Source organism: Allosediminivita pacifica, from assembly GCF_003054175.1.
Classification (GTDB): Bacteria; Pseudomonadota; Alphaproteobacteria; order Rhodobacterales; family Rhodobacteraceae; genus Allosediminivita; species Allosediminivita pacifica.
Genome location: NZ_QBKN01000020.1, coordinates 51,425 through 67,863, shown reverse-complemented (window position 1 = coordinate 67,863; position 16,439 = coordinate 51,425). Strand labels below are relative to the sequence as shown.

The 16,439-nt window shown below is 68.7% G+C and carries 16 protein-coding genes; 8 read left to right on the top strand and 8 right to left on the bottom strand.

Annotated features, from left to right (window positions below; all coding sequences use genetic code 11):
* Positions 1-57: 57 nt before the first annotated feature.
* The 3 genes from smc to C8N44_RS15425 are packed head-to-tail and all read left to right on the top strand — an operon-like array spanning position 58 to position 5,614.
* Positions 58-3,513 carry a chromosome segregation protein SMC gene (smc, locus tag C8N44_RS15435; RefSeq protein WP_107977670.1) on the top strand — a complete coding sequence of 1,152 codons (3,456 nt, stop codon included), beginning with the start codon at positions 58-60 and terminating at the stop codon, positions 3,511-3,513.
* A 42-nt stretch (positions 3,514-3,555) separates the two neighbouring features.
* Complete coding sequence (locus tag C8N44_RS15430; protein WP_280514078.1) at positions 3,556-4,428, top strand: DMT family transporter; 873 nt, start codon at positions 3,556-3,558, stop codon at positions 4,426-4,428.
* Between the two features lie 37 nt (positions 4,429-4,465).
* Positions 4,466-5,614, top strand: a complete 1,149-nt coding sequence (locus C8N44_RS15425; RefSeq protein WP_107977668.1) for an alpha-D-ribose 1-methylphosphonate 5-triphosphate diphosphatase — start codon at positions 4,466-4,468, stop codon at positions 5,612-5,614.
* Positions 5,615-5,617: 3 nt separating this feature from the next.
* Here C8N44_RS15425 and C8N44_RS15420 read toward each other — a convergent pair whose 3' ends face one another.
* From C8N44_RS15420 to C8N44_RS15410, 3 genes are all read right to left on the bottom strand, one after another.
* Positions 5,618-6,706 (bottom strand): 5-(carboxyamino)imidazole ribonucleotide synthase, encoded by a 1,089-nt coding sequence (locus C8N44_RS15420; protein ID WP_107977667.1) that lies wholly within the window; start codon positions 6,704-6,706, stop codon positions 5,618-5,620.
* A gap of 66 nt (positions 6,707-6,772) precedes the next feature.
* Positions 6,773-7,261 (bottom strand): 5-(carboxyamino)imidazole ribonucleotide mutase, encoded by a 489-nt coding sequence (purE, locus tag C8N44_RS15415; RefSeq protein WP_107977666.1) that lies wholly within the window; start codon positions 7,259-7,261, stop codon positions 6,773-6,775.
* A gap of 62 nt (positions 7,262-7,323) precedes the next feature.
* Positions 7,324-7,824: an Lrp/AsnC family transcriptional regulator gene (locus tag C8N44_RS15410; RefSeq protein WP_107977665.1), complete on the bottom strand. Its 501-nt coding sequence runs from the start codon at positions 7,822-7,824 to the stop codon at positions 7,324-7,326.
* Between the two features lie 187 nt (positions 7,825-8,011).
* On the opposite strand from C8N44_RS15410, the gene trxB reads away from it, so the two are divergent.
* From trxB to C8N44_RS15390, 4 genes are all read left to right on the top strand, one after another.
* Positions 8,012-9,016 (top strand): thioredoxin-disulfide reductase, encoded by a 1,005-nt coding sequence (trxB, locus tag C8N44_RS15405; protein ID WP_107977706.1) that lies wholly within the window; start codon positions 8,012-8,014, stop codon positions 9,014-9,016.
* A gap of 306 nt (positions 9,017-9,322) precedes the next feature.
* A complete protein-coding gene (locus tag C8N44_RS15400) occupies positions 9,323-11,401 on the top strand; it encodes a bifunctional sulfate adenylyltransferase/adenylylsulfate kinase (protein ID WP_107977664.1) in 2,079 nt (692 codons plus the stop codon).
* Positions 11,402-11,552: 151 nt separating this feature from the next.
* Positions 11,553-12,302: a type I methionyl aminopeptidase gene (map, locus tag C8N44_RS15395; RefSeq protein WP_107977663.1), complete on the top strand. Its 750-nt coding sequence runs from the start codon at positions 11,553-11,555 to the stop codon at positions 12,300-12,302.
* A gap of 77 nt (positions 12,303-12,379) precedes the next feature.
* Positions 12,380-13,579 (top strand): oxidoreductase, encoded by a 1,200-nt coding sequence (locus C8N44_RS15390; RefSeq protein ID WP_107977662.1) that lies wholly within the window; start codon positions 12,380-12,382, stop codon positions 13,577-13,579.
* Positions 13,580-13,586: 7 nt separating this feature from the next.
* Here C8N44_RS15390 and C8N44_RS23650 read toward each other — a convergent pair whose 3' ends face one another.
* The 5 genes from C8N44_RS23650 to C8N44_RS15370 form a co-directional block, all read right to left on the bottom strand.
* Positions 13,587-13,937 (bottom strand): alpha/beta hydrolase, encoded by a 351-nt coding sequence (locus C8N44_RS23650; RefSeq protein ID WP_210204172.1) that lies wholly within the window; start codon positions 13,935-13,937, stop codon positions 13,587-13,589.
* Positions 13,907-14,653 carry an alpha/beta hydrolase family protein gene (locus C8N44_RS15385; protein ID WP_210204171.1) on the bottom strand — a complete coding sequence of 249 codons (747 nt, stop codon included), beginning with the start codon at positions 14,651-14,653 and terminating at the stop codon, positions 13,907-13,909. The genes C8N44_RS23650 and C8N44_RS15385 overlap by 31 nt, the downstream gene beginning before the upstream one ends.
* Positions 14,654-14,780: 127 nt before the next feature.
* Complete coding sequence (locus C8N44_RS15380; RefSeq protein WP_107977661.1) at positions 14,781-15,068, bottom strand: hypothetical protein; 288 nt, start codon at positions 15,066-15,068, stop codon at positions 14,781-14,783.
* A 307-nt stretch (positions 15,069-15,375) separates the two neighbouring features.
* Complete coding sequence (locus tag C8N44_RS15375) at positions 15,376-15,624, bottom strand: DUF1150 family protein (protein WP_107977660.1); 249 nt, start codon at positions 15,622-15,624, stop codon at positions 15,376-15,378.
* Positions 15,625-15,629: 5 nt separating this feature from the next.
* Positions 15,630-16,040 carry an Hsp20 family protein gene (locus C8N44_RS15370; RefSeq protein WP_107977659.1) on the bottom strand — a complete coding sequence of 137 codons (411 nt, stop codon included), beginning with the start codon at positions 16,038-16,040 and terminating at the stop codon, positions 15,630-15,632.
* Between the two features lie 154 nt (positions 16,041-16,194).
* Here C8N44_RS15370 and C8N44_RS15365 point away from each other — a divergent pair, with 154 nt between their 5' ends.
* On the top strand, positions 16,195-16,419 hold the full coding sequence (locus C8N44_RS15365) for a YdcH family protein (protein ID WP_107977705.1): 225 nt from the start codon (positions 16,195-16,197) through the stop codon (positions 16,417-16,419).
* The last annotated feature ends 20 nt before the right edge of the window (positions 16,420-16,439 follow it).

Here is a 16,439-nt window from a genome sequence, read left to right as displayed (position 1 = left end):
ACGGCGCCCCAGACAGGCAAACTGGCGGCCAACCCAGAACCCAGGACGGGATCCGATTTGCGCTTCTCACGGCTCCGACTGACAGGCTTCAAGAGCTTCGTCGACCCCACCGATCTCGTCATCAATGACGGGCTCACCGGCGTCGTCGGGCCGAACGGCTGTGGCAAGTCGAACCTGCTCGAGGCGCTGCGCTGGGTCATGGGCGAAAACCGCCCCACCGCCATGCGCGGCGGCGGGATGGAGGATGTGATCTTCGCGGGTGCCTCGTCCCGGCCCGCCCGCAACTTCGCCGAAGTGGTGCTCAGCCTCGATAACTCCGAACGCCTCGCGCCCGCGGGGTTCAACGACAGCGACCATCTGGAAATCGTCCGCCGCATCACCCGCGACGTGGGTAGCGCCTACAAGGTCAACGGCAAGGACAGCCGCGCCCGCGACGTGCAGATGCTCTTCGCCGACGCCTCCACTGGCGCGCATTCGCCCGCGCTTGTCCGGCAGGGCCAGATTTCCGAGCTGATCAACGCCAAGCCCAAGAACCGCCGCCGCGTGCTCGAGGATGCCGCCGGGATCGGCGGTCTCTACCAGCGGCGCCACGAGGCCGAGCTCAAGCTCAAGAACACCGAGACCAACCTCGCCCGCGTCGACGACGTGGTCGAACAGCTCGCAGGCCAATTGGCGCAGCTTGCCCGGCAGGCCAAGCAGGCCGCCCGCTACCGCGCCATCGGCACCGAACTGCGGCAGGCCGAGGGCATGCTGCTCTACCGCCGCTGGCGCGATGCCGACCAGGCCCGGGAAGGGGCCGAAGCCGCCCTACGCGAACGCCTGACCGAAGCCTCCCGCGCCGAACGCATCGCCCGCGAGGCCGCCGAGCGCCGCGAGGAGATGGAGGAACGCCTGCCCCCCCTGCGCGAGGAAGAGGCCATCGCCAGCGCCATCGTGCAGCGCCTGACCGTGCAGCGCGACGCGCTGTCAGACCAGGAGACTCGCGCCCAGGAAACCATCCGCACGCTCATGGCCCGGATCGAACAGCTCGCCCACGACATGGAGCGCGAGACCGGCCTCAACCGCGACGCCGGCGAAACCATCGAGCTGCTGGAACAGGAAGCCCGCGAGCTTGAAGAGGCCCACGAAGGCTTCGACGACAAGCTCTCCGAGGCGCAGGAGATGGCGAGCGAGGCCGCCGAGGTCCTCCAGGACCGCGAGGCCGACTATTCGACCCAGACCGAGGACGTCGCCCGCCTCTCGGCTAAGCACCAGTCCGCCCAGCGCCTGCGCGAGGACAGCCGCAAGACCGTGGAGCGCAACGAATCCGAGGCCGCCCGCGCCCGCGAGGCACTGGAACAGGCCGAAACCGCCCTCGAAGACGCCGGCAGCGCCATGGAAGAGGCCCGCGAGGCCGCAGAAGCCGCGCAGGAGGCCGCCGAGGAAGCCGAAGAGCGCCTCATCGACACCGAGGCCGCCCGCTCCGAGACGCAGGAGCAGGAGGCCGAGGCCCGCGGCGCCCGCTCCGAGGCCGAGGGCGAAACCAACACGCTCCGCGCCGAGGTCACGGCGCTCGCCCGCCTGCTCGAACGCGACACCGCCGAGGGCGGCCAGATCCTCGATCGGCTCCAGGTCGAACAGGGCTTCGAAAAGGCGCTTGGCGCCGCGCTCGCCGACGACCTGCGCGCACCCGAGGTCGACCCCGACGGCCCCACCGGCTGGGCCATCCTGCCCGCCTACGACGCCGACCAGCCCCTGCCCGAGGGCGTGACCTCGCTCGCCAGCCACGTCACCGTGCCGGACGTGCTCGTCCGCCGCATGTCCCAGATCGGCCTCATCGACACCGCCGATGGCCCCCGCCTGCACACGCAGCTGAGGCCCGGACAGCGCCTCGTCAGCCGCGACGGCGACCTCTGGCGCTGGGACGGCTACCGCGCTTGGGCCGCCGACCAGCCCTCCGCCGCCGCCCTGCGGCTCGAACAGCTCAACCGGCTGGAACAGCTCAACCGGGACCTTGCCGAGGCCGAGACCCGGCTCGAAGCCGCGCAAGAGGCCCACGAGGCACTGGTGGCCCGCCTGACCGAGCTGACCGAGGCAGACCGGGCCGCCCGCGAGGCCCGCCGCGCCGCCGACCGCGCCCTGACCGAGGCCTCGCGCGCCCAGAGCAAGGCCGAGGCCGACCGCGACATGGCGCAGGGCAAGCTGGAAAACCTCGCCATGACCCTGCGCCGGCACGAGGACGAATCCATCGCCGCCCGCCAGCGCCTGACCGAGGCCGAGCGCGCCGTCGAGGAACTCGAAGACCTCGACGAGGCCCGCGCCCGCGTCGAGGACCTGCGCATGACGGTCGAGGCCGCGCGCATGACCATGATGACCCGCCGCTCGGCTGCCGACGAACTGCGCCGCGAGGGCGAGGCGCGCAAGGCCCGCATGCAGTCGGTCGCCAAGGAACTTGCCGGATGGCGCCACCGGCTCGAGACCGCCGAGAAGCGCGCGGGCGAACTGGCCGAGCGCAAGGAGGCCGCCGAGGACGAGCTGGCCGAGGCGCACGAGGCCCCCGAGGCGCTGGCGACCCAGCGCGAGGAACTGTCCGAGCAGATCGAGACTGCCGAGGAGCGTCTTTCCTCCGCGCGCGACACGCTCGCCACCTCGGAAACCACGCTGCGCGAAGCTGTCACCACCGAGCGCGACGCCGAACGCCACGCGGGCGAGGCACGCGAGGCCCGCGCCGCCTCCGAGGCCCGCCGCGACGGCGCCCGCGATGCCGCCTCCGAGGCCGCCGCCCGCATCCAGGACGAGATGGAGATCACCCCCCAGGCGCTTTTCGAACAGCTCGGCACCGCCGCCGAGGACATGCCGCCCTCCGAGCGGATCGAGGCCGAGGTCAGCCGCCTCAAGCGCAGCCGCGACGCGCTCGGCGCCGTGAACCTGCGCGCCGAGGAAGACGCCCGCGAGGTGCAGGAGGAACATGACACGCTCGTCGCCGAGAAGGAGGACCTCGAAGAGGCCGTCCGCACGCTGCGGGGCGGCATCGCGAGCCTCAACCGCGAAGGGCGCGAAAGGCTGCTGACCGCCTTCGAGCAGGTGAACGCCAACTTCACCATGCTCTTCACCCACCTCTTCAACGGCGGCGAGGCCAAGCTGGTCATGGTCGAAAGCGACGACCCGCTGGATGCGGGGCTCGAGATCATGTGCCAGCCGCCGGGCAAGAAACTTTCGGTGCTCTCGCTGCTGTCGGGGGGCGAACAGACCCTGACGGCGCTGGCGCTGATCTTCGCGGTCTTCCTCGCCAACCCCGCGCCGATCTGCGTGCTGGACGAGGTCGACGCCCCGCTCGACGACGCCAACGTGACCCGTTTCTGCGACATGCTGGACGAGATGGTGCGCCGCGCCGACACGCGCTTCCTGATCATCACCCACCACGCTGTCACCATGAGCCGCATGGACCGGCTGTTCGGTGTGACGATGCAGGAACAGGGTGTGAGCCAGCTTGTCTCGGTCGACCTGAAGCGGGCCGAGAAGATGGTCGCATGACCCCATGGCGGGTTACGGGCCGCGGATGACGGATTTGAGTATTTGAGCCAAGAAGAAGCACGGGACGCGGGAAGGATCCTCCCGCTGGCGGCGCTGACCATGGTCGCCTTTGCCGCCAATTCCGTGCTGAACCGCGCGGCGGTTGCCGGAGGCGGCATCGACGCGGTGAGCTTCGGCACCATCCGGCTGGTTGCGGGCGCGGCGATGCTGGCGGCGCTCGTGCTGCTGCGGCAGGGGCGGCTGCGCCTCGGCGGGCCGGGGCGCGTGACCGGCGTGCTGTCGCTGCTGCTCTATATCTACGGGTTCTCGCTGGCCTACAGGGCACTCGATTCGGGGATGGGGGCGCTGATCCTGTTCGGCATGGTGCAGGTGACCATGTTCGCAGGCAGCCTTCTGGGCGGTGAGCGCCCCGGCCCGGCCCGCTGGTCGGGGGCGGCGCTGGCCTTTGGCGGGTTGGCCTGGCTGCTCTGGCCGGGCGAGGGTGTCTCCGTGCCGCCGCTTGCAGGGCTCGCGATGGTCCTCGCGGGCGTCGGCTGGGGGCTTTATTCGCTGGCCGGGCGGGGCGCGCGCGATCCGCTCATGTCGACGGCAGCGAACTTCCTGCTGGCGGCGCCCGCCGGCGTGACCGTGGGCCTTCTTCTGTTGCCCGAGGCCACGCAGCTCTCGGCCCCGGGCATCCTGCTGGCGGTGCTGTCGGGCGCCGTGACTTCGGGGCTGGGCTATGCGCTGTGGTATTCCGTGCTGCCGCGCATCGACGGGACCACGGCGGCGGTGGCGCAGCTCACCGTGCCGATAATCGCCATGGCGGGCGGCATGCTCTTTCTCGGCGAAGCACTGAGCGCCGCCTTCGTGCTGGCCGCCGTGTTGGTGCTGGGCGGCGTGGCGCTCTCGGTCCTCGGCGGACGGCGGCGCTGATCTTCCCAAAGTCGCCGTGTCGCGCTATCGCGGCGCTATGACCGCTCCTCTCGATCTCACCCTCACCGGCGCCCGTGTGCTGCGCCCCGATGGCTGGTCCGACGCGCCGCTTGCGATCTGCGATGGTCATATCGCCGAGAGCGCGGGCCGCGCCGTGGATCTGACTGGCTACGAGGTGCTGCCCGGCATCGTCGATCCCCACGGCGACGGGTTCGAGCGCCACATGGCCCCGCGCCGGGGCGCCCTGCGTGAACGCGACGCCGGGATGGTGGCCTGTGCCGCCGAGCTCGCCGCCAATGGCATCACCACCGCCATGCTTGCCCAGTTCTGGAGCTGGGAGGGCGGCATGCGCGGGCCGGAGTTTGCAGAGGAGGTCTTTGCCGCCGTCGCTGCCGTGGCGCCGACCGTGCCTGTTGACCTGCGCCTGCAGCTGCGGCTCGAGACGCATTACCTCGAGAGCTTCGCCCGCGCCGAAGCGGCCGTGGACCGCTGGGGCATCACGCAGGTGGTCTTCAACGACCACCTGCCCCACGACCGACTGGCCGAGGGCCGCCGCCCGCCGCGTCTCACCGGGCAGGCGCTGAAATCCGGCCGCAACCCCGAGGCGCACCTCGCCCTCATGATGCGCCTGCACGCGGCGGCGTCCGACGTACCACACGCGCTCGACGCGCTTTGCGCCCGCCTTGCCGCCAAAGGCGTCGCCATGGGCAGCCACGACGACCGCACGCCCGAGGGCCGCGCCGCGTGGCGCGCACGTAGCGTACGCCTGTCGGAGTTCCCCGAAACGATGGAGGCCGCGAGGGCGGCACGCGAGGGCGGCGACGGCGTGGTGCTCGGCGCGCCCAACGTGGTGCGCGGGGCGAGCCACGCGGGCAACATCGCCGCCTCCGAGATCATCGCGGCTGGCTTCTGCGATGCGCTCGCCTCGGACTACCACTACCCCTCTCCCGCCCGCGCCGCGTTGCGGCTGGTGGAGCTGGACATATTGGACATGCCCTCCGCCTGGCATCTCGTCAGCACCGGCCCCGCCCGCCTGCTGGCGCTCCATGACCGAGGCCAACTGGCACCAGGCAAGCGCGCCGACCTGATCGTCGTGGACCGCGAAAGCCACCGCATCGTGGCCACCCTCGCCGGCGGTCAGGTGGCCTGGATGTCCGGCCCCGTGGCCGCGCGCTTCCTCGGTTGAGGTTCAGCCGGAGGCGGCGCGTTCGTCCCGCTGCACGCGATTCACGTGGCCCATCTTGCGACCGGGCCGCGCCTCGGCCTTGCCGTAGAGGTGCAGCGCAGTGTCGGGTTCGGCGGCCAGCGCGGGGATCTTCGACACGTCGTCGCCGATCAGGTTTTCCATCTGCACGTCTGCAAAGCGGCTGCCGTCTCCCAGCGGCCAGCCTGCCACGGCGCGGATGTGCTGCTCGAACTGGTCCACTGTACAACCGTTCTGCGTCCAGTGGCCCGAGTTGTGCACGCGCGGCGCGATCTCGTTTACGATCAGCCCGGCGGGTGTCACGAAAAGTTCCACTCCCATCACGCCCACGTAGTCGAGCGCGTTGAGGATGCGGCCGGCCAGCAGCACCGCGTCGGTGCGCAGGCTGTCGGGGATCGGCGCGGGGACGGTGGTGGTCCGCAGGATGCCGCCCACGTGCACGTTCATGCCGGGATCGAAGGCCGCCACGTCGCCTCGTGACGAACGGGCGCCGATGACCGAGATCTCGGAGGTGAAATCCACCATCCCTTCAAGAATCGCCGGCGCGCCGGCCAGGCTGTCGAGCGCCGATCCCGCGGTCTCGCGGCTGTCGATCCGGACCTGCCCCTTGCCGTCGTAGCCGAAGCGCCGGGTCTTCAGAATTGACGGCACGCCGATCATCTCGATCGCCTGCGCCATGTCCTCGGCGCTGTCGACCGCCGCGAAGGGCGCAACGCCGAGACCCAGGTCCGACAGGAAGGTTTTTTCCGTCAGCCGGTCCTGGCTCACCCTCAGCGCCTCGCGCCCGGGCCGGATCGGGCGGTGTCGTTCCAGCAGGTCCAGCGCCGCCGTGGGGATATTCTCGAACTCGTAGGTGATGACGTCGACCGAAGCCGCAAAGGCCTCCAGCGCGGTGGCGTCGTCGTATTCGGCGGTAGTCACCGCGTGGGCCACGTCGCCCGCGGGCGGATTGGCGCCGGGCTCGAAGACATGGGTCTTCAGCCCGAGTCGCGCCGCCGCGACCGAGAGCATCCGGCCAAGCTGGCCTCCGCCGAGAATTCCGATTGTGCCACCGGGGGCAATGGGGTCCGTCATGCCGCGCTCCGCTCGTCCGAGAGTCCGCGTCTTGCTAAGCGCAAACGGCCCCCGGATGCAAAGGGATCAGTCGTCCGAGGGCGCCTCGGGGATCGACTCGGCCAGCGCCGCGCGCCAGCTGTCGAGCCGCTCGGCCAGGCACGCGTCCTGCAGCGCGAGGATGCCCGCCGCCATCAGGCCCGCGTTGACCGCGCCGCTCGCGCCGATCGCCATGGTCGCCACCGGAAAGCCACGCGGCATCTGCACGATGGAATAAAGGCTGTCGACACCGCTCAGCGCCCGCGTCTGCACCGGTACGCCGACGACGGGCAAGCGCGTCTTGGACGCCATCATGCCGGGCAGGTGCGCCGCGCCACCGGCGCCCGCGATGATGACCTGCAGGCCCCGGTCCACGGCACTCTTGCCGTAGTCCCAAAGCCGGTCCGGCGTACGGTGGGCCGACACGATGCGCGTCTCGTAGGGCACGCCAAGCTCGTCGAGGATATTCGCCGCTTCCTTCATCGTGGGCCAGTCCGATTGGCTGCCCATGATGATGCCGACCTTCACTTCCGTCATCGCACCCTCCGCCTATGGAAGGGCGCAGTATAAGCAGCGCGCCGGCAGGGGCAATCGGGCCGTCAGGCGCTCCGGCTCAGCCTGTCTTCCAGAACCTCGAAGGGTACGCCCGGCGCCTTCTTGGCGCCCCGGATCACCAGCGAGGTCTTTACGCTTGCCACGTTGGGCGCGGTCAGCAACTCACCCGTCAGGAAGCTCTGGAACGTCGACAGATCCGGCGCCACGCACTTGAGGATGAAGTCCACCTCGCCGTTGAGCATGTGGCACTCGCGCACCAGCGGCCATCCCTGGCAGCGGTCCTCGAAGGCGCGTAGGTCGGCCTCGGCCTGGCTCTGCAGCCCGACGCTGGCAAAGACCTGCACCTCGAAGCCCAGCGCCCGTGAATCGACCTCTGCGTGGTAGCCCTGGATGTAGCCCTGCTCCTCCAGCGTGCGCACACGCCGCAGGCAGGGCGGCGCGCTGATGCCCACGCGGCGGGCAAGTTCGACGTTGGTCATTCGGCCGTCCTGCTGCAGTTCGGCGAGAATCTTGCGGTCGATCGGGTCGAGCCTGTGAGATGACATTCCGGTCCCCTGGGGTGAAATCGCGATTGTTATAGCACAGACGCGACAATGCGCAATAATGTTTCAACTCTGCGCAATATTATTAACGAAAGGTGTATGGCTCGCGGGGAAGGGCGCCGGGGTGGCACCGCGCCCGAAGGATGGCTATATGCAGGTCCCGACACGCCACATGCAAGGGGGGCGCACCATGTCCAAGACACGCCACGCACGGGTCCTCATCATCGGGTCCGGCCCGGCCGGCTACACTGCCGGTGTCTACGCGGCCCGCGCCATGCTGGAGCCGCTGCTGATCCAGGGCCTCGAGCCCGGCGGCCAGCTCACCACCACCACGGATGTCGAGAACTGGCCCGGCCACATCGAGATTCAAGGTCCCGAACTCATGGTCACCATGGAGGCGCACGCCCGTGCCATGGGCTGCGAGATCGAGGGCGACATCATCTCCAAGCTGGAGCTCGACAAGCGGCCCTTCGTGGCCCACGGCGACAGCGGCACGACCTACACCGCGGATTCCGTGATCCTCGCGACCGGCGCCCGCGCAAAGTGGATCGGCCTCGAGACTGAGGAAGCCTACAAGGGCTTCGGCGTCTCGGCCTGCGCCACCTGCGACGGCTTCTTCTACCGCGGCAAGGAAATCGTCGTGATCGGCGGCGGCAACACCGCCGTGGAAGAGGCGCTGTTCCTCACGAATTTCGCCTCCAAGGTCACGCTCATCCACCGCCGCGACACGCTGCGGGCCGAGAAAATCCTGCAGGACCGCCTGTTCAAGCACCCCAAGATCGAAACCCTCTGGCACCACCAGCTCGAGGAAGTCGTGGGCGAGGACGATCCCAAGGGCGTCACCGGCGTGAAGGTCCGCCACGTGGAAACGGGCGAGATCACCGAGCTCTCCTGCGCGGGCGTCTTCGTCGCCATCGGCCACGCGCCGGCCAGCGAACTGGTCAAGGACCAGCTCGAGACCCACATGGGCGGCTACGTTGTGACCAAGCCCGATAGCACCGAAACCTCGATCCCCGGTGTCTTTGCCGCGGGTGACCTGACCGACCACAAGTATCGTCAGGCCGTTACCTCGGCCGGCATGGGCTGCATGGCCGCGCTCGAAGCCGAACGCTACCTCGCCGAGGTCGGTCTCGACGAGGGCAAGGTCGAGACCGAGCCCCTCGGCTATGGTGCCGAGAACCCGGCGGCCGAGTAAGGCCCCCACGTGCCGGAACGAAGAAGCCCCCGCATCCCCGATGCGGGGGTTTTCGTTTGTGCCCTTCGCAAGGCTCCAAGTCTCAATCCTCTCCCGTCTTCTTCGCAATCCGGTCCGGGAGCTCCCGGAACCGGTGCACCTCCCGGCCTCCGTGATCTCCGCCACGATGGTGGCGTCAAAACCGGCATGGTTGTGCCGATGAGCCCGGCTGAGGCCGGGAAATTTGCCATTCTCCCGGATTTCCACTTTTCTGCACCTGCAAACAGTGACAAGCGTTCAGTCGTGAACACACATTGAGTCGCCGTCATGTCTGCGCCGTCCGAAACGACATCGTTGCCAGAAAATGACCTCCTTTTCCGCCTGCTTCGTCAGCTGGAAAGGATGCCCGGGGCGTCGCAGCGCGCCACCGCCGAGGCTCTCGGCATCTCGCTGGGCCGGCTCAATTCACACCTCAGGGCCGCGAGCGATGCCGGCCTGATCACCGTCAGCGACCGTCCGGGACCGGACCGCCGCCAGCGGTTCGCCTATGCGCTCACCCCCGAGGGGACGGCGCTCAAGGACCGCCTGGTCCAGACCTTTCTCACCCGGAAATTCGCGGAATACGCAGCCCTTCATGCCGAACTCACCGGCTCGGCCGCAGATCTCGTGCCTTTGAAGTACAGGAGCAATCTCATGCATTCCAACCTAGCCCCAATACCGGAGCTCTACGTCAGCTACGACAGCGCACAGAAGCTGAAGGTGGAGGCCGGCGAGCTGGTCAGCCACGACCTGACCCCTCGCCAGATCTGCGACCTCGAACTGCTCATGAACGGCGGCTTCTACCCGCTCAAGGGCTTCCTCGGCCAGGAAGATTACGACAGCGTGGTCAAGGACATGCGCCTTGCCGATGGCACGCTCTGGCCGATGCCCATCACGCTCGACGTGACCGAGAAGTTCGCCGACTCCATCGAGCTCGGCCAGGACATCGCCCTGCGTGACCAGGAAGGCGTGATTCTCGGCACCATGACCGTCACCGACATGTGGACCCCCGACAAGTCGCGCGAGGCCGAGATGGTCTTCGGCGCCGACGACGAGGCCCACCCCGCCGTGCACTACCTGCACCACACCGCGGGCAAGGTGTACCTCGGTGGCCCCGTCACCGGCATCCAGCAGCCGGTGCACTACGACTTCCGCGCCCGCCGCGACACGCCCAACGAGATGCGCGCCTTCTTCCGCAAGATGGGCTGGCGCAAGGTCGTGGCCTTCCAGACCCGCAACCCGCTGCACCGCGCGCACCAGGAACTCACCTTCCGCGCCGCCAAGGAAAGCCAGGCCAACCTGCTCATCCACCCCGTCGTGGGTATGACCAAGCCGGGCGACGTCGACCACTTCACCCGCGTGCGCTGCTATGAGGCCGTGCTCGACAAGTACCCGTCGTCGACCACCACCATGTCGCTGCTGCCGCTTGCCATGCGCATGGCCGGCCCGCGCGAGGCCGTCTGGCATGGGCTCATCCGCCGCAACCACGGCTGCACCCACTTCATCGTCGGCCGCGACCACGCCGGCCCGGGCAAGAACAGCCAGGGCGAGGACTTCTACGGTCCCTACGACGCCCAGGACCTCTTCACGAAGTTCAAGGACGAGATGGGCATCGAGATGGTGCCGTTCAAACACATGGTCTACGTGCAGGAACGCGCCCAGTACGAGCCCAACGATGAGATTGAGGACAAGGACAAGGTCACCATCCTCAACATCTCGGGCACCGAGCTGCGTCGCCGTCTTCAGGAAGGCCTCGAGATCCCCGACTGGTTCTCCTTCCCCGAGGTCGTCAAGGAACTGCGCCGCACCAAGCCGCCGCGCTCCAAGCAGGGCTTCACGGTCTTCTTCACCGGCCTCTCCGGCTCGGGCAAGTCGACCATCGCCAACGCCGTCATGACCAAGCTCATGGAAATGGGCGGCCGCCCGGTGACGCTGCTCGACGGTGACATCGTCCGCAAGAACCTCAGCTCCGAGCTGGGCTTCTCCAAGGAGCACCGCGACCTCAACATCCAGCGGATCGGCTACGTCGCCTCCGAGATCACCAAGAACGGCGGCATCGCCATCTGCGCGCCCATTGCCCCCTACGCGGCCACCCGCCGCAAGGTCCGCGAAGGCATCGAGCAGTACGGCGCCTTCGTCGAGGTCCACGTGGCGACCAGCCTCGAGGAATGCGAAAAGCGTGACCGCAAGGGTCTCTACAAGCTCGCCCGCGAAGGCAAGATCAAGGAGTTCACCGGCATCTCCGACCCCTACGACGAGCCCGAGAACCCCGAGCTGCGCGTGGACACCGAAGGCCAGGACGTGGACAACTGCGCCCACCAGGTGATCCTCAAGCTCGAAGCCATGGGCCTGATCGCCGGCGGCTGAGCCGTCCACCGAACGCATGACACACGAAGGGCCGCCCGCCGGGGCGGCCCTTCCTCGTTGCACCGTCTCGTGACAGCACATCCCCGTGAAAACCTCGGGACATGCCGCGCCCGCAATGGCAAAACGGGCGGCGAGGACAGGAAGGCAGGCCATGACCATCACCCAGGAAGACGAACTCGACGGTCTCAAGCTGATCGGCCGCATCGTCGCCAACACCATGCAGGCCATGGCCCGCGCGCTCGAGCCCGGCATGACCACCCGCGAGCTGGACGAGATCGGCCGCGCCTTCCTCGAACGCGAAGGCGCGCAGTCCGCTCCCGAAGCCACCTACGACTTCCCCGGCGCCACCTGCATCAGCGTCAACGAGGAAATCGCCCACGGCATCCCCGGCGACCGCACCATCGCGGCGGGCGATCTCGTCAACATCGACGTCTCCGCCTCCAGGGACGATTATTTCGCCGACACCGGCGCCACCTTCCGCGTCCCGCCGGTGCAGCGCTCGCTCGACCGGCTCTGCCGCGACGGGCGCCGCGCCATGCAGATCGGAATCGCCCAGGTCGGCGCCGACAAGCCGCTGGCGGGCATCGGCAGGGCCGTCGGCCGCTTCGCCTCGGACCGCGGCTACACGCTGATCCGCAACCTCGCCAGCCACGGCGTCGGCCGCGCCCTGCACGAAGAGCCGGGCGAGGTGCCCACCTGGCCCACCCACGACGAGCGCCGCCGCATCAACCGCGGCCTCGTGCTGACGGTCGAACCCTTCCTGTCGCGCGGCGGCCTCTGGGCCGCGACACGCGACGACGAATGGACGCTCTACAGCGAACCCGCCGCGCCAGTGGTCCAGTACGAGCACACCGTCGTGGCAACAGATCGCCGCCCGATCATCCTGACCCTTCCCGGCTGATCCCGGCGCCGCCCGGGTTTGACAGGAACGGCGCCGCACGGGCAGCCTGCCCCCAACCCCGTGCAAAGGCAACACGCATGCAAGACCCGACAGGAACCGACGCGCTTTTCGCGCCGCTGCAACTGCCCTGCGGCGTCACGCTGAAGAACCGCCTCGCCAAATCGGCCATGTCGGATTCGCTTGGTGACGGCACCGGGCACCCCACGCCCGAACAGATTGCGCTCTACCGGCGCTGGGCGCAGGGCGGCGTGGCGCTCTCGATCATCGGAGAGGTGCAGGGCCGCCACGACGCCCCCGAAAAGCCCGGCAACCTTGTCCTGAACGACCAGAGCAACCTCACCCGCTTCGAAGCGCTCGCCGAGGCGGGGCAGGCGGACGGCGCGCAGCTCTGGCTGCAACTCGGACACGCGGGCGCCCTGGCCTTCCCGCCGATCAGCAGGCCGAAGGGGCCCAGCGCGCTCGATCTTCCCGGCCTGACATGCGCCGAACTGACCCTGGACGAAATCGCCGCCCTGCCGGAGGAATTCGCCCGCACCACGCGCCTCGCCCGCCGGGCGGGATTCGGCGGCGTGCAGGTCCACGCCGCCCACGGCTTCCTGCTCAGCCAGTTCCTCTCGCCACTCTTCAACCGCCGCACCGACGGCTACGGCGGATCGCCCGAAGCCCGCCGTCGTCTTCTCTTCGAGGTGATCGAGGCCGTCACGTCCGAGGCCGGGCCGGGCTTTGCCGTCGGCATCAAGCTCAACGCCACCGATCAGCTCCAAGGCGGTCTCACCCGCCCCGAGGCGCTCGACGTAGTCGCCGCCCTCGACGCCACCGCCGTAGATCTCATCGACATCAGCGGCGGCACTTATTTCCCCGGGGCGCCGGCCGCCTCGGACGGGGGCGGGCGCGGGCCCTATTTCACCGACTTCGCCGCGCTGGCGCGGGGCCGGACGAGCAAGCCTCTGATGGTCACCGGCGGCTTCAAGACGGCCGAGCAGGCCGAAGCCGCCCGCGCCGCCGGGGCGACCGACATGATCGGCCTTGCCCGTGCACTGGCCCTCTTGCCCGATCTGCCGCGGCGCTGGCAGGCGGGCAGGGACCGCGCGCCCGCCTTTCCACGCTTCCGCGACCCGCCCGAGGGCGGCGTGACCGCCTGGTACACCATGCGCCTGACCGCCCTTGCCGAGCAGGGCAACGGCCCGGACCCCGGCGATCTTCCCGAGATCATCGCGGCCTACGAGGCGCGCGACCACGCCCGCGCCGAAACCTGGCGCGGGCACTTCGGAGCCTGAGCCGCGCTCATTCGCGCCGCAGCGCCGCGCGGAAAGCCTCGGTGACCAGTCCCACCAGTTCCGCGTGGATCTCGGCCCTCGACCGTGCACTGCCGCCGTCGCCGCAGATCGGATCCTCGATGCCCTCTTCCAGCGCGATTTCCGCGGCCCCCGGCTTGCACAGGCCGAACATGGAATCGTGGCTGGCGTCCGTCACTACCCTGTACCTGGCCTCGGGCAGCGCCTCGGCGATCCGGTCGGCGCGCACCGTCGCCGGAAGCTCGTCTTCGGGCCCGAGGTTCACCAGCTCCACGGGGATGTCGATGCCGATCAGGCTGTCGGGCGCGATCACGTCGGACATCGCGGGGTCGATCGCCATCGCAAAGCGCACCCGCGCGTCGCCGCGGTCCCGGCCCACCGGGCGCTGTCCATGGCATGCAGGTCGACGCCGCTCATCCGCACCCAGCCGCAAAGCGACGGGTTGAGCTCCATGGTGTCGCAATAGCCCGCCCAGAGCGCCGGATCGAGCTGCGCGCCCGCCAGCAGCAGCGCCGAGTTGCCGCCCATCGACAGGCCCAGCACGCCCGTGCCGTAGGGGGTCAGGTGCTCCGAGAGCTGATCATCGGACGACACCGCGTCGAGCGTTGCCGACAGGTCCGCGGGCCGCAGCCAGAGCTTCATGGTCTCTTCTGCCGATCTCTCGGGCCCGGTGTTGAAGGGATGCGTCGGCGCCGCCACGACAAAGCCGGCCTCGGCCAGCGGCGCCCCGATCCAGCTCATGGCATCGGCGCGTCCGGCCAGACCCGCGCCGTGCGACAGCAGGATCAGCGGGAAACGGCCCTCGGCCACCGGCGCGTCGGCGCGGGCCGGGGTGCCTTCGAAAAAGATGTTTTCGCCCAGCGTGACGGGTGTCCCGGCGTCGGTGGCTGGATACCAGACCGTGACTTCCAGGCCCGTGCCGCGTTCGCCGGACATCACCGTCATCGTCCGGACACCGGCCGCATGCTCGGCCGCAAACAGCGGCAGGGGCGCCAGCAGCGCGGCGGCAAAGGCCAGTGCCCGGGCCGCACGGCGGTCTTTCAGGATCGTTTTCATCTCTTCCGGAATCTCCCCACGTGGCGCGCGACGCCCCCCTCGCTACCGGGATACAGGGCGCATCCTGTCCGCACAACGTCGGGGAATGCTGTCTGCGGCGCTTGCCGGGGAAAGCGCCCGAACCCGGTCAGTCCGGCTCGCAGATTTCGACAACCGAGGCCGCGCCGCGGCCCTCCTCGCGAATGTAGCGCATCCGGTTGCCCCTAACCTCGATCAACTCGCAGTCGCTCCCGAGCTCCTCGCCGCCAAGCGCGGCCCAGTGGAAGAAAAGCGCGTCGCGCCAGATCCATTGCCCGGCCAGCGGTACACCGTCGATCTCGCCCGTCATCCCGCCGTCGGACCGGATCGTGAAGCAGATCCCCTCCGCCCGCAGCGGCCTGTCCGTCACGCGTGCGATGAACTTTGCCTCTGTCATGATACGCGTCCAGCGGCCGGGCTCTGTCATGGTGTGAGTAGACACCCGACCGCGGTGCCGGACAAGCCCGCGGCATCGACCGGCCCGAAACGACAGCGCCCCCACCGAGAGCCGGCGGAGGCGTAAAATGCGAAACACCTAGCTTGTACAGATCCGGTTAGGCCCCCGTTCCGCGGGACATTCCTGAGAAATGGTTAAACCGTCTCTGTAAGTCATTGATTTATATAAGGAACCGATGTGTCCCGGCCCGGGACACCCCGGGACACCGCCTTCCGGTCCGCCTTTTCGGGCGGCGCCGGGGGCCAGTTTAGTGGACCGTGACGGGCGCCAGGTCGTTCTGCCGGGCCAGCACGAAGGCCATCGCCCGGTCCTTCACCAGCGCCAGCCGCTCGCCATCGGCGCGGTGCACGGCATAGAGCTCGTCCGCCCCGCCGATCTGCTCGCGCACCTCTTCCTGAACGTCCTCGGGCAGTTCCGCCGCCTTCACGGCCCGCACGTAGACGAGGCGCCCTTCGTCGAAGCCCTCGAAACGGGAAAGATCCTGTTTGGTATCCATCTGGCTTACCCCTTCCTGATATTGATCGTCTGAACCACCGTATCGGGCCGGCTCAGGGTGAGATCCACGTGCAGCAGGCCATTCTCGATGACCGCCTCTCCCACCTCAACGCCGTCGGCCAGCACAAAGCTCCGCTGAAACTGCCGCGCCGCGATCCCGCGGTGGAGAAAGATCCGCTCGCCCCCGTCATCCGCCTGCTTCCCGCGGATCATCAGCTGCCGGTCCTCGACCGTGATGCTGAGATCGCGCTCGGAAAACCCGGCGACGGCCAGCGTGATGCGATAGGAATTGTCCGAGGTCTGTTCGATGTTGAAGGGCGGATAGCCCTCCGCGCTCTTGGCCGTGCGTTCCAGCAGGCGCTCGAGCTGCTCGAAGCCCAGCATATGGGGGTACGAGCCCAATGTCAGTTTCGTCATCGACACGTCCTTTGAAAAGCGACCGTCATCGGCGGGCCCCGTTACGGCGACCCTTACAATTTGGAATATGGGAGCCCCGCGATGCCCCTGCAAGGTCTTTGCGAAAGCCCCCCTTGTTGCTATGTTCAGGAACACACTCGAGGACACTGCCGGCATGAATGCGCCCACCGACATTTCGATGAAGACCGAAGAGGTGCTTCGCTACGAGCTGGAGTTCTTCCGCAACGAGCATCGCGACCTCGACCAGGCCATCCGCGCCCTGCAGGAACGCGGCACCGCCGACGCCCTGACGATGCAGCGCCTGAAGAAGAAGAAGCTCTACCTCAAAGACCGGATCGCCCTGATCGAGGACCGTCTCACGCCCGACATCATCGCCTGAGGTTCAGGCGACAGGGCAGC